Consider the following 26,281-nt stretch of genomic DNA (forward strand, 5'->3'; position numbering starts at 1 on the left):
TCAAATCCCGGGCTGCAACTCCACCTGCACCTCTCGCGATTTGCCGGCCCGCTCCACGGACAAGACTACGACATCGCCGACCTTCCTGTCGTCGAGCCGGGCGAGCAGCTTGGCCACATCGTCGATCGCCGTGCCGTCGATGCGAACGATGCGGTCGCCGGGCACGATGCCTTGTGGGGTAATCTCGACCCCAGCGAGCCCGGCTTTGTGCGCTGCCGAGCCGGGGGTGACACGCAGCACGAACACGCCCTTGCTTCCCGTCAGCGCAAGCAGGCGCTGATTGAGCTGTTCGTCCACCTCGATGCCAAGCGCCGGGCGGATGTATTTGCCGGTCTTGATGAGTTGCGGCACTACCCGCATGACGGTGTCCACCGGCACGGCAAAACCGATCCCGGCCGAGGCGCCGGAGGGGCTGTAGATCGCCGTGTTGATGCCGATAAGCCGACCGGCCGAATCGAGCAGGGGGCCGCCCGAGTTGCCGGGGTTAATGGCGGCGTCGGTCTGAACCAGGTGATCAATGGCCGGGCCGCCCGCTTCTCCCGGTAACGAGCGGTCGAGCGCGGAGACGATGCCGGTGGTGAGCGTCCAGTCCAGGCCAAAGGGGTTGCCGATAGCAAACACCTTCTGTCCCACCTTGAGGTCGGCGCTGGTGCCGACCGGCACGGCAGGCGGGCGTTTGAAGCCGACGCCGATCTTGAGTACGGCGATGTCGTGTGCTGGGCTGGCCCCCACCAGCGCGGCCTGGTAGTCGCGGCCATCGGCGAGTTTGACGGTGGCTTCGGACGCGCCCTGGATGACGTGGAAGTTGGTGACGACGTGGCCGGCGTCGTCCCAGATGAAGCCCGAGCCAGTGCCGCGCGGCACGGAGAAGACGTTGCGCGTCCAGACATCGCGTACCAATTGTGCGGTAGTGATGTAGACCACCGAGGCGCGCGATTTCTCGAACAGTTCGATGGTGGCTTTCTCGTCCGCCGCCAGATCGCCACGCGCCGTCACAGTGCGTTCTGCCGCCTCGCGCGGACTGAACCAGGCCTCGATGGCGGGCAGGAACTGCCACAGCAGCATGAGCGCGGCAATACAGGCGGTGATGAAGAGCCAGCGCCGGACGAAGTGGTCCGGCGCGGGACGTTGGTACGGGTCGGGGTAGGCCATGAGAAGTCTCCTGTTGATAGGCAATCAGCGCCACAGCCCGCTCGGGCGCCAGCGCGGTGGGCGCGGCGTCAAAGCGGATTCCGGCAAGAAATGGGGCGCGTGGAGTGGCAACGCTGATGCTGGCCCAGGCGCCAACGTCAGTAGGCGTGAGATGCGTTCTTGCGTGGCCGGATGCGTGCGCAACCAGGAGGGTTCGGGATTGCCCCATCCCGGCCACAACCAGGCGCGCCAGGAGCGGCTGACCCGCTCGATTTTCGCCAGCGCGGACGCAAGCCCCTGCGGGTCGCCAGTCAGTTCCGCAGCGAGGCGGTCAGCGTCGAACTCACGCACGCGAGACAAGCCGAGCTGTGCGAGCAGGGCCAGTTGGGGCGAGGCGGCCAGCAGAAGCAGTCCAGGCCAATTGACCGCCACCGCGCCGGCCAGCAGTGCGGGCAAGCTGAACACAATAGTGATGGATCCGACCATCGCCAGCAGGCTCGTGAGGCGACTGACGGAATCCGCCGGCCCCATGACACGCAGATCCTCATTGGCGATGTGCGCGACCTCGTGCGCGAGCACACCCGCCAGTTCGCGCGAACTCAGGTTGCGCAGCAGGCCATCGGTGAGGGCGATCGATGCATGCTGCTTCGAGCCGATAGCGAAGGCGTTGACGACGGCACTGGGCACGTAGTGCGGCACCGGCGTGGCGGACAAACCGGCACGGGCGGACAGTTCGCGCAACATGGCCCAAATCTCGGGGGCTTCGTGCGGGTGCAGTGCCCGTGCGCGATACAGGCGCAGGGTCAGCGCCGACGCTGCTGCCGGCTCCAGCAGCAGCGCGCCTGCAACTGCAGACAGCGCGAGCCAAGAGCCGCCTTCGCCGAACAGCAGGCTCCCCGCAGCGGACGCGATCCCGACCAGGGTCAGGGCCAGCAGCCCGGTCTGCAGGCGGTTGAGCCAGCGATGTTGCAACCACGCAGCGCGCAGGTCACTGGGATGATGACGATTCATGCCCAGATCTCTCGGCGACGCGGTCGTCGCGATCGCGCAGCAGCCAGTAAGTGGTACCAAGCGCAAGTGTGGCGCCTGCCAGCGCGGCGATTTTGGCGGGACTCGTGTCGGGGTCGAGGACCACGAACTTGCGTGCCAGCGCGATCAGGCCGATGAGGATCACGGTCTTGACCTGGATGATGCTGTCCCGACGCAGCGCCACGCGCACGATGGAATGCTTGAACTCCATCGCAATCAAAAGTGTCATGATCATGCCGAACACGCTCTGGAACACCTTGTGGTCCAGGGGATTGAAGGCATCGAGGACCAGCAGCGTGAATACGATAGAGATGAGCTGGAGAAGCGACACCACGATGATGACGGCAATCACCGCCGACAGCACGAGCGCGATGACCCACTCAAAGCGCTCGTAAAAACTCATGATGGCCCACTGGTCACGCAAGACCTGAAATGGGTTGAGGCGTGTTGATTTCATGAAGATGGACTCCCTGCGAAATTGCCGCTGACGGGACGATGGCGCATTGCACTGATGCTTCGTTCGACTATCTCGGCCGGCATGTCCAGCGCCGACATTGCCTGGTCCGTCAGCCCAAGGGCTGCGGCAAAGGACTGCTGATAACCCAGCAAGGTGGGCACTCCGAACGCAGCCGGCATCACGGCCGCCACACTGCACCCCGCTAGCAATATCAGCGTGACGCTCAGCAGGCCCAGCATCGATCAGCGCCCAACCTGCGCCGTCGCCCAGCGCACGATGTCCTGCGCGCCCATGGCGCCCGCCTGACGCCCAATCTCCCGCCCACCTTGGAACAGGGCCAGCGTCGGAATGCTGCGGATACCGAACTGCGCGGCCAGGTGGGGCTCAGCCTCGGTGTTCACCTTCGCCAGCCTGATACTGGGTTCGAGCTGGCGCGCCGCTTGCTGAAACTGCGGTGCCATCATCTTGCAAGGCCCGCACCACGGCGCCCAGAAATCGACAAGCAAAGGAAGATCGCTGCGCTCCACGTGGCGCCCGAATGTCGCCGTGGTCAACTCGATGGGCTCGCCCGTGAACAAGGGCTGCTGGCAGCGGCCACAGTTAGGTTGATCCGCGAGCTTGGCGGCCGGCACACGGTTGATGGACTGGCAATGCGGGCAGACGATGTGAAGGTGTTCGCTCATGGTGTGGCCCCTTGGGATGTAGAGAGTGAGGTTTCGGACTGGGGGGGCGCCGACTCGCGGGATTCGGACTTCAGCCCCTGGGTCAGCTGACGGATGTCGTTTTCGTCCAGGGTTTCCCGCGCCAGCAGTTCGCGCGCGCAGCGCTCCAGCACCGCGCGGTTGGTGTCGAGGATCCGGTAGGCGCGCTCGAACACGCCCATCACGATGTCGCGGATGGCCTGATCGATGCGCGCCTGGGTCGATTCGGCCACCCGGCAGCCGCCGTGGGCCAGTTCCGGTGTATCGAGAAAGCGGGGCCGCTGCGCCTCGAAGGCGATGTAGCCCAGTCCTTCGTCCATGCCAAAGCGGGTGATCATGTCGCGGGCAATGTCGGTGGCCCGTGCGAGGTCATCGGCAGCCCCGGTGGACAGCTCGCCGAACACGAGCTTCTCGGCCGCACGACCGCCCAGCAGCACGGCGATCTTGTGTTCCAGATCGGCGCGCGTCATCAGGAAGCGGTCTTCGGTGGGGCGTTGCAGCGTGTAGCCCAGCGCGCCGATGCCGCGCGGGATGATTGAGATCTTGTGCACGGGGTCGGTGCCGGGCAGCGCCAGCGCCACCAGCGCATGGCCCATCTCGTGATAGGCCACGGTTTCCCGCTCCTTGGGATTGAGTACTCGGTTCTTCTTCTCCAGGCCCGCCACGATGCGCTCGATGGCGGCGGTGAAGTCCTGCAACTCCACGGCGGACGCTTTGCGTCGGGTCGCGGCCAGCGCGGCCTCGTTGACCAGGTTCGCGAGGTCTGCACCCGAAAAGCCCGTGGTCAGCGCAGCCACCTGTTCGAGATCGATATCCTGGGCCAGCGTCACCTTCTTGACATGAACCTTCAGGATGTCCAGCCGTCCCTTCTTGTCGGGCCGGTCCACCAGCACCTGACGGTCGAAGCGACCGGCGCGCAGCAGCGCCTGGTCGAGGATTTCGGGGCGGTTGGTGGCGGCGAGGATGATCAGCCCGACCGAGCTGTCGAAGCCGTCCATCTCCGTGAGCAGCTGGTTGAGGGTCTGCTCGCGCTCGTCGTGGCCGCCGATGGGGCCGCCGACGCCGCGCGCGCGGCCCAGCGCATCGAGCTCGTCGATGAAGATGATGGCCGGCGCCTGCCCGCGGGCCTGCTCGAACAGGTCGCGCACGCGCGCTGCACCCACGCCGACGAACATCTCGACAAACTCTGATCCGGAGATGGAGAAGAAGGGCACCGCCGCCTCGCCGGCAACAGCCTTGGCCAGCAATGTCTTGCCGGTGCCCGGTGGGCCGACCAGCAACACGCCCTTGGGAATGCGCGCCCCGAGCCGTCCATACTCCTGCGGATTCTTGAGGAAATCGACGATCTCAACCAACTCCGCCTTGGCCTCATCGACACCCGCGACATCGGCAAAGGTGACGCCGGTGTTCTTCTCCATGAACACCTTGGCGCGGCTCTTGCCGATGCTCAGGAAGCCGCCCATGCCCTGCTTCTCGGCGAAGCGGCGGAACAGGAAGAACCAGACGCCGAAGAAGGCCACCGCCGGCAGAATCCAGGAGAGCACATCACGTAGCCAGGTGCTTTCCACCACCCGCGCGTAAGGCACGTCGTACTTGGACAGCCGCTCGGCCAGGTCGGGTTCGACGCGAGTGGCCACGATGGTGGTCTTGCCCCGGCTGTCCGGCGATTTCAGGCGCCCGGTGACCGTGCGGTCCGACACCAGCACTTCGGCGACGCGCCCCTCGGCCAGCGCCTTCTCGAATTCGCTGTAGGGCACGGGCTCGACGGTCTTGGCCGCCTGCCAGTAGTTCTGCAGCGTCAGCAGCAACAGGCCGGCGACGATCCAGTAGCCAATGTTCCATTGATCTTTCTTTTCCATGGGCAATGTTCCTCGCAAGTCGTGCCGCTAGAGAATGGGGGTGAACAGACGGGCCACCCCGTCGCGCAAGCGGATGGCCAGCGGGCGGGCGCGCAACGCCATGGCCGATATCTCGTTCGATGCATCACGGGCGGCATCAAAAAGGGATTCCAGCCGCGTAGACAGCGCGGTGTCGTACACCTCCACATTGAACTCGAAGTTGAGGCGCAGGCTGCGCGCATCCCAATTGGCCGAACCCAGGCAGCACCACTGGCCGTCTATCAGCATCAGCTTGCTGTGGTCGAACGGGCCCGGCCGTTCGAAGATGCGCACACCGTGCTCCAGCACCTGCCAGTAGTGGGCGCGTGCGGCCCATTGCACCGTGGGATGGTCGCCGTTTGCGGGCGTCAGCACGTCGATACGCACGCCGCGCAACGCGGCCGTGCTTAGCGCCGCGATCATCGGCTGATCGGGCACGAAGTAAGGTGTCCAGATGCGCACCGAATGCTTCGCCGCGCTCAAAGCGCCCATGAAGGTCCAGCGCAGCCGGTCCAGGGCCTCATCGGGACCGGCCTCGATGCCGCGCGCCCAAGAGGTTCCTTGCTCATCAGCCGTTGCGGGCGGTTCGCCCCAGAGACCCTCGTTGAGCCGCTCGCCCGTGGTATCGCACCAATCGTCGGTGAAGCACCGCATCAGATGCGCAACCACCGGCCCGCGCAGACGAAAGTGCAAATCGTGACAGGCCCGGCCCGGCGCATCGGGCCGCCAATACGGGCTGAAGATGTTCATGCCGCCGGTGAAACCCGTCTCGCCATCGATCACCAGCAGCTTGCGGTGATTGCGCAGATGCGCGGCATGCAGGCGCGCGGGAATCAACGTCGGGTTGAACGTCGCCGCCGGAACGCCGGCGCGCTGCAAGGCGCGGTAGGCGCTGCGGGGCGTCCAGCGGGCATACACGTCGTCGATCAGCACCCGCACTTGCACGCCGCGCTCATGAGCCCGGCGCAGCGCATCGACGAACTGCGCCCCGATGCCTTGGCTGTCGAAGATGTACGAGGCCAAGGCGACGCTGTACCGCGCCGATTCGATGGCGGCGAGCATGGCCTGGTAGGCCTGCTCGCCATCGACAAGCGGCTCGATGCGGTTGCCGCTGGTCAGCGACTGGCCGGTGGCGCGTCCCACCAGGTGGGCCAGACCGGCAAGCGGCGCCGATACGGCCTGGGGCATCGTAGGCGCGAGGTCCTGCCGAACAGCAGGATCTGCCCCCGGAAACAGCCGCCGCGCCCGCCGCTGGTAACGGTTGATGCCGAACAGCCCATACAGCAGCGAACCGCCCAGCGGCAACAGCGCGATCAGCAGCACCCACAGCGTGGCCGATCGAGGGTCACGCTTGTAGATGACCGCGTGCCCCGCTGTGGGGATAGCGACCGCCAGCGACACGAGGGTGGCTGCCCATGTCAGCCCGTTGGGGTCGGACACGACAGCCTCCCCATGACTCAAGATTCGCCGCCCGCTGACTTCTTCTTGCGCGCAGGCTTGCTCGCGTCGCTCGGCGGCGTCTCGGCCGCGTTCGCGGCATCGGGCTTCTCAGGCTCGGCCGGCTTCGCGGGTGGCTCCTGGCGCTCGAAGACCACCCGTTCGGCCTTGTCGTCCCAGCGGGCGCTGGCGTGATCGGCCTTGCCGATACCGCCACCCAGCATCTCGCGCGCCAGAGCAGTTTCCAGCTCGCTGCGGATCAGCCGCTTGAGCTCACGCGCGCCGAACTCGGGCTTGTAGCCTTCCTCCGCGAAGTGATCGATCAAGGTCTGATCGAAGGTCAGCGTCACGCCCTGGCTGGCGGCGTTGCGGGCCACACGATCGAGCTGCAGGCCGACGATATGGCGGATCTCCTCCTTGCCCAGCGCATGAAAGACGATGATCTCGTCGATGCGGTTGAGGAACTCGGGGCGGAAGTGTCCGCGCAGCACGTCCATCACCTCGGACTTGGTCTTCTCGTATTCCTCGCCGGCGGCGCCACGGGCCTTCAGCCGACGCTGGATGATGTCCGAGCCCAAGTTCGAGGTGGCGATGATGATGGTATTGGTGAAATCCACCACCCGGCCCTTGCCGTCGGTGAGCCGCCCGTCGTCGAACACCTGCAGCAGGATGTTGTAGACGTCGGGGTGCGCTTTTTCGATCTCGTCCAGCAGCAACACGCTGTAGGGCTTGCGGCGCACCTTCTCGGTGAGCTGGCCGCCCTCGTCGTAGCCCACATAACCCGGAGGCGCGCCCACCAGGCGTGCCACGGTATGGCGTTCACCGTACTCGGACATGTCTATGCGCAGCAGCGCACCTTCATCGCCATAGATGGACTCGGCCAGCGCCTTGGCGAGCTCGGTCTTGCCCACGCCGGTCGGCCCGAGGAACAGAAAAGTCGCCACCGGCTTGCCGCCTTCGCGCAGGCCCGCGCGCGACAACCGCACGGCATCGGCCACCGCGCTCACTGCTTCGTCCTGGCCCACCAGGCGCTCGTGCAGCCGCTGCTCCAGATGCAGCAGCTTCTCGCGTTCTTCCACCGTCAGCTCGTTGACCGGAATGCCGGTCAGGCGCGAGACGATCTGCGCGACATGCTCGGCTTTGACTTCGGCACTGCCCGAGGCGCGCTCGCGTTCCCATTCCTCGACAAGCTTCTTGAGTTCGGCCTCTTTGGCCTCGATGTGCTTGCCCAGCTCGGCGGCCTTGTCGTACTGCTTGCGCGAGGCCACATAGTCCTGCTCACGCCGCAGCTGGTGCAGTTCGGACTCCAGCTCTTGCACCGCCACCGGGCGGGCCGTGGCCGACAGCTTCACGCGTGCGGCCGCCTGGTCGAGCAGGTCGATGGCCTTGTCAGGCAAAAAGCGCGCGGTGATGTAGCGGTCCGACAACTCGGCGGCAGCGATGATCGCATCCTCGGTGATGCTGACCTTGTGGTGCGCCTCGAAGGTGTCGCGCAGGCCGCGCAGGATCATCATGGTCTGCGCTACCGTCGGCTCGGGCACCATCACCGGCTGGAAGCGACGCTCCAGCGCGGCGTCCTTCTCGATGTACTTCTGATACTCGTTGAGCGTGGTGGCGCCGATCAGGTTCAGTTCGCCGCGCGCCATCATCGGCTTGAACACGTTGGCCACGTCCAGCCCGCCTTCGCCGCCACCCTGGCCTGCACCGACGATGGTGTGCACCTCGTCGATGAAGAGAATCAGCTCGCCCTGGTGCTCGGTCACTTCCTTGAGCACCTTCTGCACGCGCTCCTCGAACTCGCCGCGGTACTTGGCGCCTGCCACCATGGCGTTGATGTTGAGTTCCACCAGGCGCTTGTCGCGCAGCGTCTCGGGCACTTCGCCGGCGACCATGCGCTGCGCCAGCCCTTCGACGATGGCGGTCTTGCCGACGCCGGGCTCGCCGATCAGCACCGGGTTGTTCTTCTTGCGCCGGGCCAGCACTTCGATGGTCGTCTCGATCTCCTGCGCGCGGCCGATGACCGGATCGAGCTTGCCCTCGCGCGCCATCTTGGTGAGGTCGCGCGAATACTTGTCGAGTTCCGGCGTGTTGGTCGGCGTCTCGGCGCGGCCATCCTCGGCCCCTTTGCCGACCACCTTGCTTACCTGCTGGCGCAGCGCTTGCGGCGTGAGGCCGTAACGGCGCAGCAGGTTGGCCGCCAAACCTTCGCCTTCCTCGGCGAGCCCGATCAGGAAATGCTCCGGCCCGACATAAGAGTGGCCGAGTTCGTTGGAGGCCACGAAAGCACGGCTGAGCGCGTCCTTGACCCGGGGCGACACGCCGATCTCGCCCTCGAACGGCTTATCGCCGCGCTTGGCTTCGGATTCGATCTGGCGCTTGAGGTCATCGACCTTGATCTTGAACTGCCCCAGGATGGTCTTGACCACGTCGCTGTCGGATAGCGCCAGCAGCAGGTGTTCGGTATCGACTTCGGCGCGCCCGAACTCTGCAGCGTGTCGGGCGGCCTCCTGCAATAGGGCCTCGGACTGTTCGCTGATACGGCTGGCGAGCCCACTGCCGCGACGGCGCGCGGTGCCCGTACCGGCCGGGGCGGGTTCGCCGAACGAGGCATCGACGACCTCGTCGGTATCGGCCGCCATGGACGGTGCGTCGTCACCGATGCGGAAGAAGTCGCTGCCAAGGAAGTCTTCGAACAGCCCGCTGCGCGAGCCGAACAAGGCTTCCAGCGGTGAGACGGTGCGCTTTTGCTGGCGCACCAGTTGGCGATAGTGATCGTCACACAACAGCATGGTGCTGTGGCGACCATTGAGATTGGCTTCCACCCGCACCGTGGCGGGCTGGCCGCAGACTTGGCATTGTTTTCTGGCCATGCTGATGCTCCTGTAAAGATTGATCTGACGAGGCACCGCCGATCACGGTGCCTCATCTCTTTGTGGTTTTTGAGAAAAACGCGCTGCCCCGCGTCAGCCGTTGATCGGGATCGAGCGCCCCTGCTTGGGCGTACTGGCCTCGCGCTTTTCCATCGTGATCGTGAGCACACCGTTCTTGAAAGCGGCCTTGATCGTGTCCTGGTTGGCATCGGCCGGCAGGTTCAGAGCGCGCTGAAAGCTGCCGTAGGAGCGCTCCACCCGGTGGAAACCGCCGTCTTTCGTTTCCTGCTCCTGATGCTTTTCACCGCGCACCAGCAGCACGTCGTTGTCGAGCGTGATCTGGATGTCTTTTTCCTCGACGCCGGGTACTTCCAGGGCGATCTTGTACTGCTTGTCGGTCTCCTGGATGTCCAGCGCCGGCTTCAGCATGCCCGGCCAGTCCGACGGCCAGCGTGGCATGGCCAGCGTCGGGAAACCGAAGCCTCGAAACGCGTCGTCGAACAGGCGGTCGATATCGCGATGCAATTGCAGGATGGGACTGACGGGCCCACCCGCCACCGGCAGGTCATTGCGCTGCACCGGCAGCGAGGCCGTGCTCTGTTGTTCTTCCTGCTCCTTCTTGAACCAGTTCCAGGGAGCCAATTTCTTGAAATCAATGTCCATGTCATACCTCCAGAAATCAATTGAAGACTCACTCAATCCGCTTGCCTGCGGCTATGGATAGCGCGCCCAGGCAACACGGGATGTTTCGCTGACTTCGGCTGCTCATCTGTGCGTATCAGCTCCTTCTTTCTGCCTGCTTGGATCTGATCATTGATCCATTGATCGATTTCACTTTGACGAAACCGCCACGTCCCGCCGACCTTGAAGGCCGGAATTTCCCCGTGCGCGGCGAGCCGGTAGAGCGTCCGCTTGCCGACTTTCAAGTAGGCAGCCAACTCGTCGAGTGTGCAGATCGCCTGCTGGCGCGCTGTCATACCACCCCCACAAGTTCCGTCGTAACGCGGCCTCGCCTGAGGAAATTCTTGCAAGACTTTGCAAGATATTGCGCCTAACATGCCGAAATTCAAGAGTCAACATCCAGCGACCTGCTGGGCGATTGATGTGACTCAAATTTCCAGAGAGGGTGTGCTGGGGCAGTCCGATCCGGCGATAGGTAAAGGTTTGATCGGGAGCCTACAAGTGCTGGCGCATAGGAATTTCAAACGGTCTGGTCTGTGAAAAGCCTGGAAAGCCCGACTCAGCCCTGGGTGGGCAGCCGATGCCTGCCTGGATGGCTTGGAACTGGCGCCTGGGCCGTTGCCTTGTCTGGATTCGGCCCGCCCTGACGGCTCGCCTCGCGCTCGTTGGGCCTTGATCTCGGGGTTGACCCTGTGTTTTCCGCCATCCAGTCCGCACGCGGGCGCAGCGCCACCGGCCACTGGCGCCAGGCTGCGCAGCCCTTTGTGATGTGTACGGTGTCCGGGACGGTCGACGCGGCTCAGGCGGCTTCAGTCTTGCCGCGCCTCGCGCGCTCGGCCTCTGGGCGGCGGCTGCGGATCCAGTCCCAGGTGGGTCAGGATCTTCTCGATCACCGGTCGCTCCAGGATGGCCGCGATGATCTTGAGCTCCCCGGCGCCGCAGTTGGGGCAGTGCTGCATGTCGATGTCGAACACGCGCTTGAGTAGCCGCGCCCAAGCAATTCGGTGCGGTCGGTCCGGCCGGTCCGGGTTAGTCTCGGTCTGGACCACGCATTCGCTGGCGGCAACGGCTGCGGTGGCCCGTTCCTCCACCTCGGGCCCTTGCGGCACCACCAGGGACCGCAGCTTGGCGTTGGGCGCCAGCACGCCGTGGAACCTGATGAGATGCAGACGCGGCCGGGGAACCAGCGCCGCAAGCCGCTGCATGAACTCCAGCGGGCTCAAGACCAGATGCGTCGTGCCGTCGCGCCACGGTGTCTTCAGCTTCAGCTCGACCTGCCCGGCGGCATTGACCTGCACCCGTTCGTCGGAAAGCGCCGGGCGGGTGATGTAGCGGCACAGCTGTTCCAGCCGCTTGCGGTCATGGGCTTCGACCCGCACCGCGGCGTGCAGGCTGAATCCGTCGATGTCGGCGCACAGCGGCTGGCGGGCCGAGTCCTCGCGCGGCATCGCGCCTCTCAGGGTCAGCACCTTCTGCCCGGCGCGCGGCCCGAAGGCGATTCGGTAGGTGATGGCCGCGGCCTGCAGCGGCCGCAGCGTGCGCGCCTCCTCGCCGTCGGCATCCGGCTCGGCCAGGTAGGTCTGGCCCATGTCTTCGACCAGCACGCCCCGGCGCGTGAGCATCTTCATCAGCCGGGCGATGACGGTCTGCAGCAGCGCGTGCAATTCGTCGTCGGTGGGCGCATCCGCCTCAGCGCATCATCACCGTGGGCACGAGGCCGACTCCCACGCCGCGCAGCATCGCGTCGATCAGCATCAGGCTGTTGTCCGCGCGGAAGCTGCCATGCACCTCCACCGTGTGGCTGGCGCCCCCGGGGCCGCTGAACTGCCAGCGCGTGGCGTCGGCGCCGAGCGTGTAGGCCAGGCCGTTGTGCGTCGCCAGCGCCGAGGGGTGATCGGGCTTGCCGTGGCGCCGCCAGTAATCCGGGGCCGCTGCCACCGCGCGCTGCAGCACCATCAGCGGCACGGCCACGAGCGACGAGTCCTCGAGCTGCGCCTGCCCCCGCAGCGCCACGTCCACCCCGTCGCGCACGAGGTCCACAGGGCGGTCCGACAGCCTCAGCTCCAGCTCGATGCCCGGGTGGGCCGACTGGAACGCGTGGAGATGGTCCTTCATGAAGGACAGCGTCAGCGAGACCGGTACCGCCAGCACCAGCCGGCCGCTGAGCTCGCCGTGCGCAGCACGCAGGGCGCCGAGCGTGCGCTCGGTGTCGTCGAGCACGCGCCGGCAGTAGGCGTAGAAGCGTTCGCCGGCTTCGGTGAGCTGCATGCGCCGCGTGGTGCGCGCGAGCAGGCGGCTGCCGGTCCACTCCTCCAGCTGCTGGATGGTCTTGGTGACCATCGATGGCGAGTGATCGAGATCGCGCGCCGCGGCGGCGAAGCCGCCGGTCTCGACGACGCGGCAGAAGCATTGAAAGGCCTGGTGACGGTCCATTCCGGCATCTCCACAGAAGAGGTTCGACGCTGCCGCAGCGGCCGCGCCGCCGCAAGCCCGCGTCGGGATCAGGGTCGGCAGTCTTGACCTTCACACGATGTCAAGGTCAAGAGTCCACCCTGCCACGATTCATTCCATGGAGGCCCTCTTCCCGGCAGGACCGTCACGCCGGCGTCGCCAGATCGGCCACGGCGCGGCCGGCGAGTGCCGCGAGCAGGTTGTCGGCCGCGCGCTGCTCGATGGCCAGGCGCACCTCGCGCACCGCCGAGCCGAGATGCGGCGTGAACACCGTTCGGGGATGCCGCAGCAGCGCCTCGGGAATGGCGCTCGGGCGATCGGGCAGGTTCCAGTCTTCCATCTCGAAGACATCGGCGGCATAGGCGCCGAGGAGATCGCTCTGCAAGGCGGCGAGCACGGCGCGCTCGTCGACGACCGAACCGCGGCCGACGTTGACCAGCAGCTGGCCCGGGCGCGCAGCGGCGAGCGCCATTTCGTCGATCAGGTGGCGCGATGCCTCGGTGAGTGGCACGGCCAGCAGCACGTAGTGCGCGCGCTGCAAGGCATCGCGCAGGCCGACCGCACGCGTGCGCGCATCGCGGTGCTGCGGGTCCACGCCGAGGATCTCCGCGCAACCGAAGCCCTGCAGCCGGTCGACGATGGCACGCCCGACCGCGCCGAGGCCCACTACCGCCACGGTGGACCCATGCAGGCCGGTGCCGTAGAGCGCCGGGCGCCAGCCGGCATAGCCGGCCCGCACGCGCCGATCGCCCTCGAGCACATGCCGCCCCGCGGCGATCGCCAGGCCGATGGCCAGCTCGGCGGTGGGCTCGGTGAGCAGATCCGGCACGAAGCTCACTTGCACGCCGGCACGCTCGCAGGCAGCGAGGTCGAAGTTGTCGAAGCCCTTCAATGCACAGGCCACCGTGCGCAGGCGCGGCGCCTGGGCCAGTACCGCCGCGTCGATGCGGTCGGTCATGAAGGCCATCCAGGCATCGGCCTCACGCAGGTGGCCGGCCAGCTGCTCGGCGCTCCACGGCTCGGGGCCCGGGTTCATCACCACCTCGCCGGCGGTCTGCAGGCGCATCAGCACCTCGGCATGGATGGGCTGGCTGATGACGATGCGGTGCACGCGATCGCTCCTTGTCACTTCAATCGGCGGCGCAGCGCCGCACCCAGCCCGTCGACGACGAGCACGCAGGCCAGTACCGACAGCAGGATGGCCGAGACCTCGTCGTACTTGATCAGCCGCAGCGCTGCCATCAGCTCGAAGCCGATGCCCCCCGCACCGACGATGCCGAGCACGGCCGAGGCGCGGAAGTGGTACTCCCAGCGGTAGATGGTGATGTCGGCCAGCTGCGGCAGCACCTGCGGCAGCACCGCATGCGTGATCACCTGCAGGCGGCTGGCGCCCGCGGCCGTGGCGGCCTCCAGCGGCTTGGCGTCGACGTGCTCGATCGCCTCGGCATAGAACTTGGCCACCATGCCGGTGGAGTGCAGCGCCAGCGCCAGCACGCCGGGCAGCGCGCCGAAGCCGACCGCCGCCACGAAGATGATGCCGAGGATGATCTCGGGCACCGAGCGGAAGGCCGCCATCATCGTGCGCGCGACCCGCAGCACGGCCGGATGCGGTGTGGTGTTGGGCGAGGCCAGCAACGCCAGCGGCAGCGAGACGATCACCGTCAGCGCGGTCCCGGCGACCGACATCGCCAGCGTGTCCAGCAGCGGCTTGAGCCAGCTCTGCCAGCGCGCGAAGTTGGGCGGCACCATCTCCGAGCCGAGTTGCATCAGCGCCGGCAGGCCATCGGCAAAACGCTCCGCATCGAAGAAGCCGGTGGCGGCCAGCGCCAGCACCGAGGCGGCGAGCAGCAGCGCCGCACCGGCCAGCGTGCGGCGGCGGCGCCGGCCGTCCTCGGCCAGCAGCGCCTGCATCGTGGCACTGGCACCCGTCACTTCATGCTCCCGAGATCAAGCTTGAGCACGCTGGCGGTGTCGCGCAGCACGTCGTAGGCCTCGTCGGTGGTCGGCGCGAAGGCCTCGACGCGGAAGGCCTTGAGCACCTCCTTGTCCTTCATCGTCAGGAAGGCGTCGCGGATGCGCCGCTTCAACTCCGGCGCGAGGTTGCCCTGCATGACGATCGGATAGTTCGGGATCGGCGCCGAGAGATCGAGCTCGACGACCCGGCTGGCGTCGATGGTGCCGCGCTTGACCAGGTTGTCGAGGATGGGCTTGGAGAGTGCGCCGGCCGGCACCTGCCCGGCCTGCACCGCGCGGGCCACCGCGTCGTGGGTGCCGAGGTGCACCACGCGGTAGTCGCGCTCGCCGTCGAGCTTCGCCTTCTTCAGCAGGTGCGCGCGCGGCGCGAGGTGGCTGGAGGTCGACGCCTGGTCGCCGAAGCCGAAGGCCTTGCCGCGGATGTCGTCGAGCGACTTGACCGGGCCGCCGGCGGTGGCGATCAGCACCGACTGATAGGTGGGCGACCCGCGCTCGACCCCCACCGCGAAGGGCTCGATGGCCGGCGCCTTGGACTTCGCCAGCACGTAGGAGAACGGGCCGAAGTAGGCCACCTCGATGCGGCCGAAGCGCATCGCCTCGATCATCGACGAGTAGTCGGTGGTGACCACCAGCTCGATGTCCTTCTTCAGCGTCTGCTCGAGATAGACCTTCAGCGGCTGCGCGTTCTGGATCAGGCTCGAAGCGTTCTCGTCGGGCAGCAGCGCGACACGCAACCGCGCCGGGTCGCGGCCCTGGGCCTGTGCGAACTCCGGCAGGGTGGTGACGAGCGCGCTCAGAGCGACAGCGGCAAGGGCGAGACGGCGGCGGAACATGGCAACTCCTGGTTGGATACCTCGGGGGCGGCGCGCTGCGGTGCAGGCGCGCCATAGAGCTCGGCCTCGCGCTGCGCGGTGAGCGCCTCGGGCGGGCCATCGAAGACGACACGGCCGCCGCGCAGGCCGACGATGCGATCGGCATAACGGCGTGCCAGGCCCACCTGGTGCAGGCTGACCACGGCGGTGAGCCGATCGCCCTTGCAGATCCGGTGCAGCAGGCTCATCACGCTCTCGGCGGTGGCCGGGTCGAGACTGGCCACCGGTTCGTCGGCCAGCAGCAGCGTGGGCGACTGCACCAGCGCACGCGCGATGCCCACGCGCTGCTGCTGACCGCCGGAGAGCGTGTCCGCACGCGCCAGCGCCTTGTCGAGCAGGCCGACACGATCCAGCCCTTCCAGCGCGCGGATCTGGTCGCTGCGGCTCCACGGCCACAGCGTGCGCAGCGGGTGGTGCTGCGCGAGGCAGCCCATCAGCACGTTGGCCAGCACGGTCTGGCGGCCGATCAGATGGTGCTGCTGGAAGACCATGCCGCAGCGACGGCGGTGTTCACGCAGATGACGCGACGTCAGCACGCCGCCGGGCACGTTGTTCGCACGCACCTCGCCCGCGGTCGGGCGCACAAGCCCGTTCAGACAGCGCAGCAGCGTGGACTTGCCCGCGCCCGAGGCGCCGAGCAGCACGAGGAACTCGCCCGGGGCCACGTCGAGCCGGGTCGGCGCGAGCGCCTGCACGCCGCCGGGGTAGGCCACGCGCACGTCGCGCAGTTGCATCAGCCAGTCGGCATGCGATGAAGGAAGCGGCGTCATGGGCCCGGAGTCTGTGCAGCTTCTGTGTCATCACGGTGACGTTTTCGTCCGAACAATGCGGGGTCTTCATCGACGCCATCTATGGATCGCCCATGACCGGCACCAGCCTCCTGGCCGCGCTGAGGGCCTTCGACGCCACCGCCCGCGCCGGCAGCATGACCGCTGCCGCGCGTACGCTCGGGCTGCAGCAGCCCACGCTGTCGGCCCACATCCAGCGGCTCGAGCAGAGCCACGGCGTCGAGCTGTTCCGGCGCCGCGGCCGGCGCCTCGAACTCACCGACTTCGGCCGAACCCTGCTGGAGCACACGCGGCGCGTCTTCAGCGCCGAGGAGGATGCCCACGCCTTGCTGCTGGCCGCGCAGAACCGATATGCCGGCCGGCTGGTCATCCACGCAATCGGACCCTACAACCTCGTGCCGATCCTGCGTGTCTTCGCACGGCGGCATCCGCAGGTGAACCTCGTCGTGCGGGTCGGCGATTCACGGTCGATCGCCTCACGCATCCTCGATCATCAGGGCGATGTCGGCCTGGTGCTCAACCCGGTGGACGACCCGGCGCTGGAGTGCGTCGAGCACCGCCGGCAAGCGCTGGTGGTCTTCGCGGCGGCCGATCATCCGCTGGCCCGGCGCGCCGCCCTGACGATGGCCGATCTGCAGCATCAGCGCTTCGTGATCCGCGAGGAAGGCTCGACGACACGCCGGGTGTTCGAAGACGCGATGCGGCGCCGCGGCCTGGGTTTCCAGGTGGCCATCGAGATGGGCAGCCGCGAGGCGGTGCGCGAGGCCGTGGCCCAGAGCATGGGCCTGGGCGTGGTGGCCGAGCCGGCCTACGTGCCGGACGCCCGGCTGGTGCGCCTGCCGGTGCAGGACAGCGACATGGCCACGCACGTGCACCTGGTGTGCCGGCGCGAACGGCGGCCCTCGCCGCTGGTGGCCACCTTCTTTGACATCGCCGCCGAGTTTCGTGCCGCGTCGAGTTGACCTGCGCGCCAGGCGGGACGGCGCCTTGCCAAAGGTCGATCGACCCGCTGCAGCACCTCGCACTGACATCAAGTCGCTAGACTGGCCGCCGACACACCCTGGATGCAGTCAACTCGCCCGATGCCAGAGCCATCCGAACACCCGGCCCCCGGCGGAGTTGGCCCCGCCCCGGACAGCACAGCGGCAACCGGGCGTGCGCTGGCGCATAGGAATTTCAAACGGTCTGGTCTGTGAAAAGCCTGGAAAGCCCGACTCAGCCCTGGGTGGGCAGCCGATGCCTGCCTGGATGGCTTGGAACTGGCGCCTGAGCCGTTGCCTTGTCTGGATTCGGCCCGCCCTGACGGCTCGCCTCGCGCTCGTTGGGCCTTGATCTCGGGGTTGACCCTGTGTTTTCCGCCATCCAGTCCGCACGCGGGCGCAGCGCCACCGGCCACTGGCGCCAGGCTGCGCAGCCCTTTGTGATGTGTACGGTGTCCGGGACGGTCGACGCGGCTCAGGCGGCTTCAGTCTTGCCGCGCCTCGCGCGCTCGGCCTCTGGGCGGCGGCTGCGGATCCAGTCCCAGGTGGGTCAGGATCTTCTCGATCACCGGTCGCTCCAGGATGGCCGCGATGATCTTGAGCTCCCCGGCGCCGCAGTTGGGGCAGTGCTGCATGTCGATGTCGAACACGCGCTTGAGTAGCCGCGCCCAAGCAATTCGGTGCGGTCGGTCCGGCCGGTCCGGGTTAGTCTCGGTCTGGACCACGCATTCGCTGGCGGCAACGGCTGCGGTGGCCCGTTCCTCCACCTCGGGCCCTTGCGGCACCACCAGGGACCGCAGCTTGGCGTTGGGCGCCAGCACGCCGTGGAACCTGATGAGATGCAGACGCGGCCGGGGAACCAGCGCCGCAAGCCGCTGCATGAACTCCAGCGGGCTCAAGACCAGATGCGTCGTGCCGTCGCGCCACGGTGTCTTCAGCTTCAGCTCGACCTGCCCGGCGGCATTGACCTGCACCCGTTCGTCGGAAAGCGCCGGCCGGGTGATGTAGCGGCACAGCTGCTCCAGCCGCTTGGGGTCATGGGCTTCGACCCGCACCGCGGCGTGCAGGCTGAATCCGTCGATGTCGGCGCACAGCGGCTGGCGGGCCGAGTCCTCGCGCGGCATCGCGCCTCTCAGGGTCAGCACCTTCTGCCCGGCGCGCGGCCCGAAGGCGATTCGGTAGGTGATGGCCGCGGCCTGCAGCGGCCGCAGCGTGCGCGCCTCCTCGCCGTCGGCATCCGGCTCGGCCAGGTAGGTCTGGCCCATGTCTTCGACCAGCACGCCCCGGCGCGTGAGCATCTTCATCAGCCGGGCGATGACGGTCTGCAGCAGCGCGTGCAATTCGTCGTCGGTGGGCGCATCCGCCTCAATGAAGGCCGGCGAACCATCGGCGTCGCAGCAGTACACCCCGTCCAGTACCAGACAGTGCAGGTGGATGTTGAGGTTGGCGGCCGAGCCAAAGCGCTGGATCAGCGTGACGGCGCCGCCGTGACCTTCGTCAGCCTTGAGCCCCGCCTGCCGCAGCAGATGTCGCGTGACCACGCGCTGCACCACCTGCAGCACCGGCGTGACCAGTTCCGGCTGCGCGGCCAGCAGCACGCGCAGCGGGATCGGCAGCGACAGCACCCATTGCCGCACCGGCACGTGCGGGATGACGTGGTCGACCAGGTGCGCAGCGGTCTGCGACATGCGCCGGGCGCCGCAAGAGGGGCAGAATCCCCGGCGCTTGCAGCTGAAGGCCAGCAGCTTGTCGTGGCCGCACTCGCCGCAGCGTAGCCGCAGGAATCCATGCGCCAGGATGCCGCACTCGAGGAAGGCGTCGAACTCGTCCTTGATGAACCGCGGCAACTCGGCGTCCGTGCTGGCCTCGGTGTGGGCGATGAAGCTGGCCGCATGCTGCTGGACCAGGCGGTACAGCGTGGTCTGCTCCGGTCGGTGGCGTTCGTAGTGGAGCCGGCTGGCCAAGCCGGGTAAGGAACCGGGCTGGCGGGCGGCGTGCACGGCATGCAGAGGACTCGATGGGGACCTCTACCGTCCCAGCATCGCCCTGCACTCGCCATCGCCCTTCGGTCGGGCTTGTGGGTGCAAGAAGATGGCCCTCCACCGGGTGCAGCCGGTTGGGGTGGGCCAGCCCCGGCGGGAGTCCGTCGTTCACCTTAGTGCCGATATCCCCGTGCTTTTGAGGTCGTTCCTGGCCGACGCCATCGTCACATCGCTTCAGGATCCACGCTCCCCCTGGAGCGACGCATGTGGGAGATCTACGCCTACCAGAACGCCGACAGCCTGTTCGGCATCTTCAACGCTGCGGCAACCATCCACGGCTCTGGCGACTACATGGCGGCGGTCGCCGCCGTGGCCTTCTGCGGGTTCATCGCGGCGCTGGTGGCCTACGCCTTCGCGCCCGAGAAGCTGCAGGGCTGGAAGTGGCTGGCCACGGTGCTGCTGGTGTTCTCCGTCCTCATCGTGCCGCGGGTGACCGTGGGCGTCGTCGACAAGACCGGCGGATCCGCCGTCAAGGTGGTGGCCAACGTCCCCTTCGGCGTGGCCTTCCTCGGCAGCGTCACCAGCACGGTCGGGCACACGCTCACGGGCCTGTTCGAGACGGCATTCCAGGTCATCCCGGGTGTCGGCGCCCTGCCGAGCGAACTGAGCTACGAGAAGAACGGCCTGATGTTCGGCAACCGCCTCATCCGGGAGACTGGAGGCGTCGCCTTCCAGGATCCGAACTTCCGCACGGACCTGGTCAACTTCATCCACAACTGCACGATGTACGACCTGATCGACGGCACGGTCGATCCGGGCACGTTCTCGAGTTCGGACGACGTGTGGGCGCTGATGGCATCTCCCAACCCGGCCCGCTTCACGACCCTGACCAGCGCTGGCGGCTCGATCACCGTCGACACCTGCCCGAACGCCTACACGAACCTGAACGGCCGGATCCCGGCTCAGCTGACCCGCATCCAGGGCAAGCTCGCCTTCCAGCTGAATCCGACGCTGCCGGCGGCAGCCGCCAACTCTGCCATCGCCGGGCAGATCCAGCAGGCCTACCTGAAGAACAGCATCGCGACCGCGGCAGCGACAGCGGCCGACCTGATCCGCCAGAACGCAGTGCTCAATGCGATCAACGACACCAGCAACATCATCGGTCAGAAGGTGAACGACCCGGCGGCCATGGTGCTGGCTGTCGGGCGGGCGCAGTCCGTGGCGCAGCAGAACGCGGCCTGGCTGAACGCCGGCAAGGTCGCCGAGCAGGCGCTGCCGGTGTTCCGCAACGTGATCGAGGCCATCACCTACGCGCTGTTCCCCCTCCTCGTCCTGCTGATGCTGCTGACCAGCGGGCGCGAGACCATGCTGGCCTTCAAGGGCTATGCCGCGGTGCTGATCTGGATCCAGCTTTGGCCACCGCTGTACGCCGTGCTCAACTACATGGCATCCATCTATGCCGCCTACGACCTCGCGGCAGCAGCCGACCTTGGCAGCGGCGCCAAGGCTCTGTCGCTGCAGACGGCATCGACGATCTACTCCCGGGCGATCTCCGGCGAGGCCGTTGTCGGCTACCTCGCCATCAGCATCCCGTTCATCGCCTGGGCGGCGCTCAAGCGGATGGAGACCTTTGGCACCGCGCTGGTGGGCGGCCTCTCAGGCCTGCAGTCGATGGTGGCCGGCGCCACGGCAGGTGCCGCCGCGGGCAACCTGAGCATGGGCAATGTCTCGATGGACCAGATCCGGCTTGCGCCGAACCGGACGTCCGCGTTCATGAGCAACTGGCAGAACGACATCAGCGGCAACACCTTCTCGTCGAACATGCTGACCGGCCGGACCGCCGTGAGCCTGCTGCGCAACCAGGGCTACGCGTCCCGGGTCGTCTCGATGCGTGTGAGCGAGCAGGACGTGCAGGACGCGAGCCGCCAGGTCGACGCAGCCCGCAGCGAGGCGGTCGCTGCCAGCACCGAGCGTTCGGCGGTGCTGTCCGAGGCATTCACCAAGGGCTTGGCAAAGCTGAAGTCATCGCGGAGCAGCACGGGGTCGACATCCAGCAGCTTCGAGCAGTTGGGGCAGACGCTGAACCGGTTGGACCAGATCACGAGGAGCGTCGCCGACAGCACGGGGATGAGCCAGTCGCAAGTCGCACGAATCGCTTTCGGCGCCTCTGGTCATCTCGGTGTCTCCACACCAGTTGCCGGCGCTCGAGCAACTGCCAACGCAGAGAAGGGATACCTGGCGGGGCTTTCGGCAGACCAGCAGAGGGTACTGGGCGCCTTGACCTCGGAGCAGTTGGCCGAGTTCAAGCAGTTCGGCGACCGAGTGTCCCGCGACTCAAGCTTCGCGTCGGTTGTCGCATCTGACGCCCGCGAGGCACGTGAACTGTCTTCACGCTTGAACTCGAGCTCTACCCGGAGTTCGCGCGCCGAGGCCGGTCTCTCAGATCGGAGCGCCTATGCGGAGCGCGTGAGCGCAGCCTATGAACGGGGTGAGGTGATCGCGCTCGACATTGCCCAGGACCCGCACAACCTCGCCATGTTCACACGGTACGCCGAGCAGTACGGTGGCACGAGTGCCGCCGCCCGTGCCCTGATGGAGGCCGAGCTTGCTAGGCAGTCACTCGGACCGAACCGGACCCTCTCTGACGGTACTGCCGTGCCGCTGTCATTTGAGTCCCTCAGGACGCAACATGCGCGTCAGGTCAATCAGCTGGCCGAGGGCCCAGATGTCGAGAGCGTGAAACGCACTGGCGATGCTGCAGTCGCTCGCCAGCCCGGTCTGCCATCTGGAGCTGTACCTCCACCGATTGCGCCCGGCACACTCCGTGACGCAGTTTCACGGCGCGGCCAGGCGATCCGCGAAGGTGTTCAGCAACAGAGCGGCGCGTTGAACTCGGCTGCTGACGCCGGGCGAAGCGAGGATGGAACCTTGGTTGCAGGGCAATCACTGCTCAAGCGCGCCGCCAAGCAAGTAGCTGCGGATGCCAAGGAGTCCGCCGAGGGCGCTGCCGACGCAGTGAAGGACCTGCTGAAGCGAAGGTAGTCAGGCCAGCCGGTCCGGATCGTGGATGTGCTGATCCGGCGGCGGCGATGGTGGCTTCATGAGCGGCGGGTGGCCCCTGTCCCGCCAGTAGTTGGCTGCGATGTCGGCCGTAGACGTTCCCATTCCAGGAATATCGTGACCAGTATCGACATCGTTTCGGGTCGCTCGCGCCTTGCGCCGGAACAGCGCACCACCTATTGCGATCCCAAACAGCGCAGCAATGCCTGCCAGCACGACCTGCGTTCCCACTCCGCTGTCAGCCCCAGACGTCCAGCCGACTGCTGCAAATGCAGCAACGACCAACAAGAGAAGGAGGCGTCTCATGGTCTCCTCACAAACGTCAATTGCAGGACGCACAGTGTGAATTACGTGATCGCAAAAAGCGGCTACAGGCTGTTCCGGGACCGAGGCCGCTACGCAGCCGACGCAGGCGCCTTCATGCAGGTGGCGCGCAACCTTCTGTTCGATGCGTCCCGTCTGCAGTCCGATCCTTCTCGCGAGGTCTGCCCAGCGGCTTGGTCTTGAGTTCGTCCAAATAGTCCGCCCAAGCCTTCATCATCTCGCGCCGCTGTTCGATGAACTCCGCCCTGTCGTAGGCAGCGCCCAGCGGGCCGGACTTCCCATGTGCCAGCTGCGCCTCGATCACGTCCGGCGCCACGTTGAGCCGCTCCACCATCACGGTACGGGCCATCGCCCGGAATCCATGGGGAGTCATCGTCTCGTTGTCGAAGCCCAGCCGGCGCAGGGCAACGCGGACCGTGTTCTCGCTCATCGGCCGCTTGGCACTGATCAGGGACGGAAACACGTATCGCCCTCGGCCGGTCAGCGGCATCAGGTCCTTCAGAGCGTCTACAGCCTGGGTGGCGAGCGGAACCAGATGCGGCCTTCCGTTGATCTTCTCCCGCTTTGTCCGCTTCATCTTGGCGGAGGGTATCGCCCACATCCTTGCCTCGAGATCCAGCTCGGCCCACTCCATCTGCCGGATGTTCCCTGGCCGCTGGAAGAGCAGCGCCGACAGAAGCAGTGCCGCCCGGGTAACGGGGTGACCGTGGTAGCTGTCGATCGCGCGCATCAAGTCGCCGACCTGATCCGGTTCGACGATCGCCGAGACGTGTCTGGTCAGCACCGGCTTCAGTGCGCCGCGCAGATCCGAAGCGGGGCTGCGCTCACAACGTCCGGTGGCAACGCCATATCGAAACACCTGCCCGCAGGCTTCCAGCAGAGAGTGTGGCAGTTCGCGCGTGCCACGTGCCTCGACGCGCCGCAGCGTCTGCAGCAGCATCGGTGCGCCGATCTGGGAGAGCGGAAGCTTGCCCAGCCAGGGGAAGATGTCCTTCTCGAGGCGCTCCATCCAGCGCTTGGCGTAGTGATCGCTCCAGCCGACCTTCTTGGTCGCGTGGAACTCACGCGCGGTCACCTCGAAGCTGGCGTTGGCGTCGAACCGGGAACTGAGGCGCTCCACCTGCCGCGTGAGCACCGGATCTGCGCCGGACTGATGTTGCTTGCGCGCATCATCACGTGCGACCCTGGCCTCCTTCAGACCCAGATCTGGATAGGCCCCGAGGGCAAGGCGCTTCTCCTTCCCGTCGAAGCGGTACTTCCAGAACCAGCGCTTGGACCCAGAGGGCGAGACCTCCAGGTACAGACCGCCGGAATCGGCCAGGCGCACGCGGGGCCTACCCGCGTCGCAACTCGCGTTCTTGCACTGCTTGTCGGTGAGCATGGGGGAACAAAACGTCAAATGGCTGCGAACACGCCATTTGTTCCCCCAGATGTTCCCCCAACTTCGCTGCGCTGCCGTGGGACGACAGGAGCCTTCCTGACTCAAGCGACTGTCTAAGTCGTTGATTTAGCGGGAAGTTCGGTCCGGCATGGGACCTGATGAAACGCTGGGATGGGGTGGCTGATGGGACTCGAACCCACGACAACCAGAATCACAATCTGGGACTCTACCAACTGAGCTACAGCCACCGCAAGCCGCGCATTATAGCCTGCGCGGATGGCTGCATTTCAGCGTACGGGCGGCGTGGCGTTCTCGGCCGGCTTGGGCACCAGGATGCGGGCCTTGAAGCGCGCCTTGAGGGTTTCGTAGTAGGCCTCGCTTTCGGCGCCCGACCAGCCCTGGCCCACCTGCTGCACCTCTTGCGCCTGGCGCTCGGCCGGCACCTCGGCGCGCGGCAGCACCTTGACGACCTGCACCACGGCGTGGCCCTGCTGGCCCAGGGGCACACCGATCCAGGCCGGCAGGGCCTTGGGGTCGGCGGCCAGCGCGGCATCGAGCACGCGCGGGTCGATCGATGGGGCGGTTTCGCGCGAGACCTTGAGCACCGGGCCCATGGCCGCGGCGTCGGCGCCGCCCTTCCAGGCGGCCAGTTGTTTTTCAGCCTCTTCTTTCGCGAGTTCGGCGGCGCGCTGCGCCACCAGGCGGCTGCGGGCCTGCTCGCGCACCTCGGCCAGCGGCTGGGTGTGCGCGGGGCGGTGTTCGACGATGCGCGCGGCCACGAGCTGGCTGCCGCCCACGTCGATGGCTTCGGTGTTGCGCTTGCTCGAGATCGATTCGGGCGCGAACAGCGCGCCCAGCAGGCGGGCGTTGGCGAGCGGGCCGGTCTGGCCCGTGGCCGGGGTGCGCAGCACGCCCTTGGCGGTCTGCACCGTGAGTTTCAGGCGTTCGGCCGCGGGCTGCAGGCTCTGCGGCTGCTCGTACACCAGGTTGCTGAAGGTGTCGGCCGCCTCGGCGTACTGGCGCTGCGCCTGCTGCTGGCGCAGCTGTGCTTCGAGCTGCGGGCGCAGCTCGGCAAAGCTCTTCACGGGCGGGGCCTTGATGTCGGTGAGCTGGATGATGTGGAAGCCGAAGTCGGTTTCGACGATGTCGGAGATCTGGCCTTTGCGCAGCGCGAACACCGCCTGCTCGAACGGCGGCACCATCGCACCCTTGCCAAAGAAGTCGAGGTCGCCACCGTTGGCGGCCGAGCCCGGGTCTTGCGAGTTGGCCTTGGCGAGTTCCGCGAACTTCGCGGGGTTGGCCCGGGCCTCGGCCAGCAGGGCCTCGGCCTTCTTGCGCACCTCGGCCTTCTGCTCGGGCGTGGCGCCATTGGGCACGCTGAGCAGGATGTGGCTGGCGCGGCGTTCTTCGGCGCCGCTGAGCTGCGAGGCGTTCTGGTCGTAGTAGCTGCGCAGGTCGGCTTCGCTGATGCTGATGCCCTTTTGCAGCGCGGCGGCATCGAGCACCAGGTACTCCACGTCGGCCTGCTCGGGCGCCTGGAACAGCGCCTGGTTCTGCTGGTAGAAGGCCTCGATGTCGGCGTCGCTCGGGTTCACGCGCGCCGCGAAGTCGCGCGCGGTGAAGGTCTTCACGCGCAGCTCGCGCTGCTCGAAGAAGGCGTTGAGCGTGGCGCGCGCCATCGCGCTCGAGGCGAAGCCCGTGGCCTGCACGCCCTGCAGCACCTGGCGCTGCGACAGGTCGGCGCGCACCGAGGCTTCGAAGATCTCGGGCGTCATTCCCTGGCGCGAGAGCAGCTGGCGGTAGGCCTCGACGTCGAGCGAGCCATCGGGCTTGCGCAGCGAGGCGATCGCCTGGTTCTGCTGCAGTTCGCGCGCCAGGCGCTGGTCGGGCGTGTACAGGTTGAGCTTGGCCACGGCCGCGGCCAGCACGCGCTGGCGCACCAGGCGTTCGAGCGATTCGTAGCGCGCGATGTCGCTGTCGAGCAAAGCCGAGTCGATGTTGGGCACCATGGCGCGCAGGCGCTCGACCTCCTGGCGGTGGGCCTGGTCCCACTCGGCGCGCTTGATCTTCTTGCCATCGACACTGGCCACCGCAGCGCCGCCTTCATTGAAGCGCGTATAGCCTTCCACGCCGAACAACACGAAGGACGGGATGATCAGGATCAGCAGGAAGCCCATCAGGAACTTCTTGCGATCGCGGATGATGTCGAACATGCGGGATACCCTGTGATGGCTGGATCAAACGCCGGATTTTGAACAATAAAAAAGGCGAACCCGTGTTCGCCTT

22 protein-coding genes and 1 tRNA gene are annotated in these 26,281 nt (G+C 66.9%); 2 read left to right on the forward strand and 21 right to left on the reverse strand.

Annotated features, from left to right (window positions below; all coding sequences use genetic code 11):
• The 16 genes from WDZ95_RS01855 to phnC all read right to left on the reverse strand — a co-directional run bounded on the left by WDZ95_RS01855 (position 1) and on the right by phnC (position 16,250).
• On the reverse strand, positions 1-1,152 hold the full coding sequence (locus WDZ95_RS01855) for a S1C family serine protease (RefSeq protein ID WP_104301920.1): 1,152 nt from the start codon (positions 1,150-1,152) through the stop codon (positions 1-3).
• Between the two features lie 24 nt (positions 1,153-1,176).
• Positions 1,177-2,142: a zinc metalloprotease HtpX gene (locus WDZ95_RS01860; protein WP_425775960.1), complete on the reverse strand. Its 966-nt coding sequence runs from the start codon at positions 2,140-2,142 to the stop codon at positions 1,177-1,179.
• A complete protein-coding gene (locus tag WDZ95_RS01865; protein WP_128001234.1) occupies positions 2,120-2,617 on the reverse strand; it encodes a phosphate-starvation-inducible PsiE family protein in 498 nt (165 codons plus the stop codon). The genes WDZ95_RS01860 and WDZ95_RS01865 overlap by 23 nt, the downstream gene beginning before the upstream one ends.
• A complete protein-coding gene (locus WDZ95_RS01870; RefSeq protein ID WP_104301917.1) occupies positions 2,614-2,856 on the reverse strand; it encodes a potassium transporter KefB in 243 nt (80 codons plus the stop codon). The genes WDZ95_RS01865 and WDZ95_RS01870 overlap by 4 nt, the downstream gene beginning before the upstream one ends.
• A 3-nt stretch (positions 2,857-2,859) precedes the next feature.
• Positions 2,860-3,300, reverse strand: coding sequence for a heat resistance system thioredoxin Trx-GI (trx-GI, locus tag WDZ95_RS01875; protein ID WP_104301916.1), 441 nt, complete (start codon positions 3,298-3,300; stop codon positions 2,860-2,862).
• Positions 3,297-5,177 (reverse strand): ATP-dependent zinc metalloprotease FtsH, encoded by a 1,881-nt coding sequence (ftsH, locus tag WDZ95_RS01880; RefSeq protein ID WP_425775961.1) that lies wholly within the window; start codon positions 5,175-5,177, stop codon positions 3,297-3,299. Before ftsH ends, trx-GI begins: the two co-directional genes overlap by 4 nt.
• A gap of 27 nt (positions 5,178-5,204) precedes the next feature.
• Positions 5,205-6,635: a cardiolipin synthase gene (cls, locus tag WDZ95_RS01885; RefSeq protein ID WP_425775962.1), complete on the reverse strand. Its 1,431-nt coding sequence runs from the start codon at positions 6,633-6,635 to the stop codon at positions 5,205-5,207.
• 17 nt (positions 6,636-6,652) lie between these two features.
• Positions 6,653-9,502: a heat shock survival AAA family ATPase ClpK gene (gene clpK / locus WDZ95_RS01890; RefSeq protein ID WP_425775963.1), complete on the reverse strand. Its 2,850-nt coding sequence runs from the start codon at positions 9,500-9,502 to the stop codon at positions 6,653-6,655.
• Between the two features lie 93 nt (positions 9,503-9,595).
• The gene (locus WDZ95_RS01895; protein WP_425775964.1) at positions 9,596-10,165 is read right to left on the reverse strand and encodes an Hsp20/alpha crystallin family protein; all 570 of its coding nucleotides are present in this window, start codon (positions 10,163-10,165) and stop codon (positions 9,596-9,598) included.
• A 32-nt stretch (positions 10,166-10,197) separates the two neighbouring features.
• Positions 10,198-10,479 carry a helix-turn-helix transcriptional regulator gene (locus tag WDZ95_RS01900; RefSeq protein WP_425775965.1) on the reverse strand — a complete coding sequence of 94 codons (282 nt, stop codon included), beginning with the start codon at positions 10,477-10,479 and terminating at the stop codon, positions 10,198-10,200.
• Positions 10,480-10,992: 513 nt separating this feature from the next.
• A complete protein-coding gene (locus WDZ95_RS01905; protein WP_250195635.1) occupies positions 10,993-11,847 on the reverse strand; it encodes a transposase in 855 nt (284 codons plus the stop codon).
• A 25-nt stretch (positions 11,848-11,872) separates the two neighbouring features.
• Entirely contained in the window at positions 11,873-12,616 is a 744-nt protein-coding gene (locus WDZ95_RS01910; protein ID WP_250195636.1) for a LysR family transcriptional regulator, read from the reverse strand.
• A 163-nt stretch (positions 12,617-12,779) separates the two neighbouring features.
• Positions 12,780-13,745 (reverse strand): NAD(P)-dependent oxidoreductase, encoded by a 966-nt coding sequence (locus WDZ95_RS01915; RefSeq protein WP_259373448.1) that lies wholly within the window; start codon positions 13,743-13,745, stop codon positions 12,780-12,782.
• A 14-nt stretch (positions 13,746-13,759) separates the two neighbouring features.
• Complete coding sequence (phnE, locus tag WDZ95_RS01920) at positions 13,760-14,545, reverse strand: phosphonate ABC transporter, permease protein PhnE (RefSeq protein WP_250196698.1); 786 nt, start codon at positions 14,543-14,545, stop codon at positions 13,760-13,762.
• Positions 14,546-14,562: 17 nt separating this feature from the next.
• A complete protein-coding gene (gene phnD, locus WDZ95_RS01925; protein ID WP_250195637.1) occupies positions 14,563-15,441 on the reverse strand; it encodes a phosphate/phosphite/phosphonate ABC transporter substrate-binding protein in 879 nt (292 codons plus the stop codon).
• Positions 15,402-16,250 (reverse strand): phosphonate ABC transporter ATP-binding protein, encoded by an 849-nt coding sequence (phnC, locus tag WDZ95_RS01930; RefSeq protein ID WP_375142782.1) that lies wholly within the window; start codon positions 16,248-16,250, stop codon positions 15,402-15,404. Before phnC ends, phnD begins: the two co-directional genes overlap by 40 nt.
• Before the next feature lie 92 nt (positions 16,251-16,342).
• Between phnC and WDZ95_RS01935 the strand changes: the two genes are divergently transcribed.
• Positions 16,343-17,230, forward strand: coding sequence for a LysR substrate-binding domain-containing protein (locus WDZ95_RS01935; RefSeq protein WP_250195638.1), 888 nt, complete (start codon positions 16,343-16,345; stop codon positions 17,228-17,230).
• 503 nt (positions 17,231-17,733) lie between these two features.
• On the opposite strand, the gene WDZ95_RS01940 is transcribed toward WDZ95_RS01935, so the two are convergent.
• Positions 17,734-19,248 carry a transposase gene (locus WDZ95_RS01940; protein WP_104301910.1) on the reverse strand — a complete coding sequence of 505 codons (1,515 nt, stop codon included), beginning with the start codon at positions 19,246-19,248 and terminating at the stop codon, positions 17,734-17,736.
• Positions 19,249-19,494: 246 nt separating this feature from the next.
• Here WDZ95_RS01940 and WDZ95_RS01945 point away from each other — a divergent pair, with 246 nt between their 5' ends.
• Entirely contained in the window at positions 19,495-22,272 is a 2,778-nt protein-coding gene (locus tag WDZ95_RS01945; protein WP_425775966.1) for a conjugal transfer protein TraG N-terminal domain-containing protein, read from the forward strand.
• Here WDZ95_RS01945 and WDZ95_RS01950 read toward each other — a convergent pair whose 3' ends face one another.
• The 4 genes from WDZ95_RS01950 to WDZ95_RS01965 form a co-directional block, all read right to left on the reverse strand.
• Positions 22,273-22,596, reverse strand: coding sequence for a hypothetical protein (locus WDZ95_RS01950; RefSeq protein ID WP_146076039.1), 324 nt, complete (start codon positions 22,594-22,596; stop codon positions 22,273-22,275). It abuts the gene before it with no gap.
• 112 nt (positions 22,597-22,708) lie between these two features.
• On the reverse strand, positions 22,709-23,995 hold the full coding sequence (locus WDZ95_RS01955; protein WP_104301909.1) for a tyrosine-type recombinase/integrase: 1,287 nt from the start codon (positions 23,993-23,995) through the stop codon (positions 22,709-22,711).
• A gap of 172 nt (positions 23,996-24,167) precedes the next feature.
• A tRNA-His gene (locus tag WDZ95_RS01960) sits at positions 24,168-24,243 on the reverse strand.
• A gap of 39 nt (positions 24,244-24,282) precedes the next feature.
• Complete coding sequence (locus tag WDZ95_RS01965; protein WP_425775967.1) at positions 24,283-26,208, reverse strand: SurA N-terminal domain-containing protein; 1,926 nt, start codon at positions 26,206-26,208, stop codon at positions 24,283-24,285.
• Positions 26,209-26,281: the final 73 nt, after the last annotated feature.

This window comes from Hydrogenophaga sp. T2 (genome assembly GCF_049843535.1).
GTDB classification, from domain to species: domain Bacteria; phylum Pseudomonadota; class Gammaproteobacteria; order Burkholderiales; family Burkholderiaceae_C; genus Hydrogenophaga; species Hydrogenophaga crocea.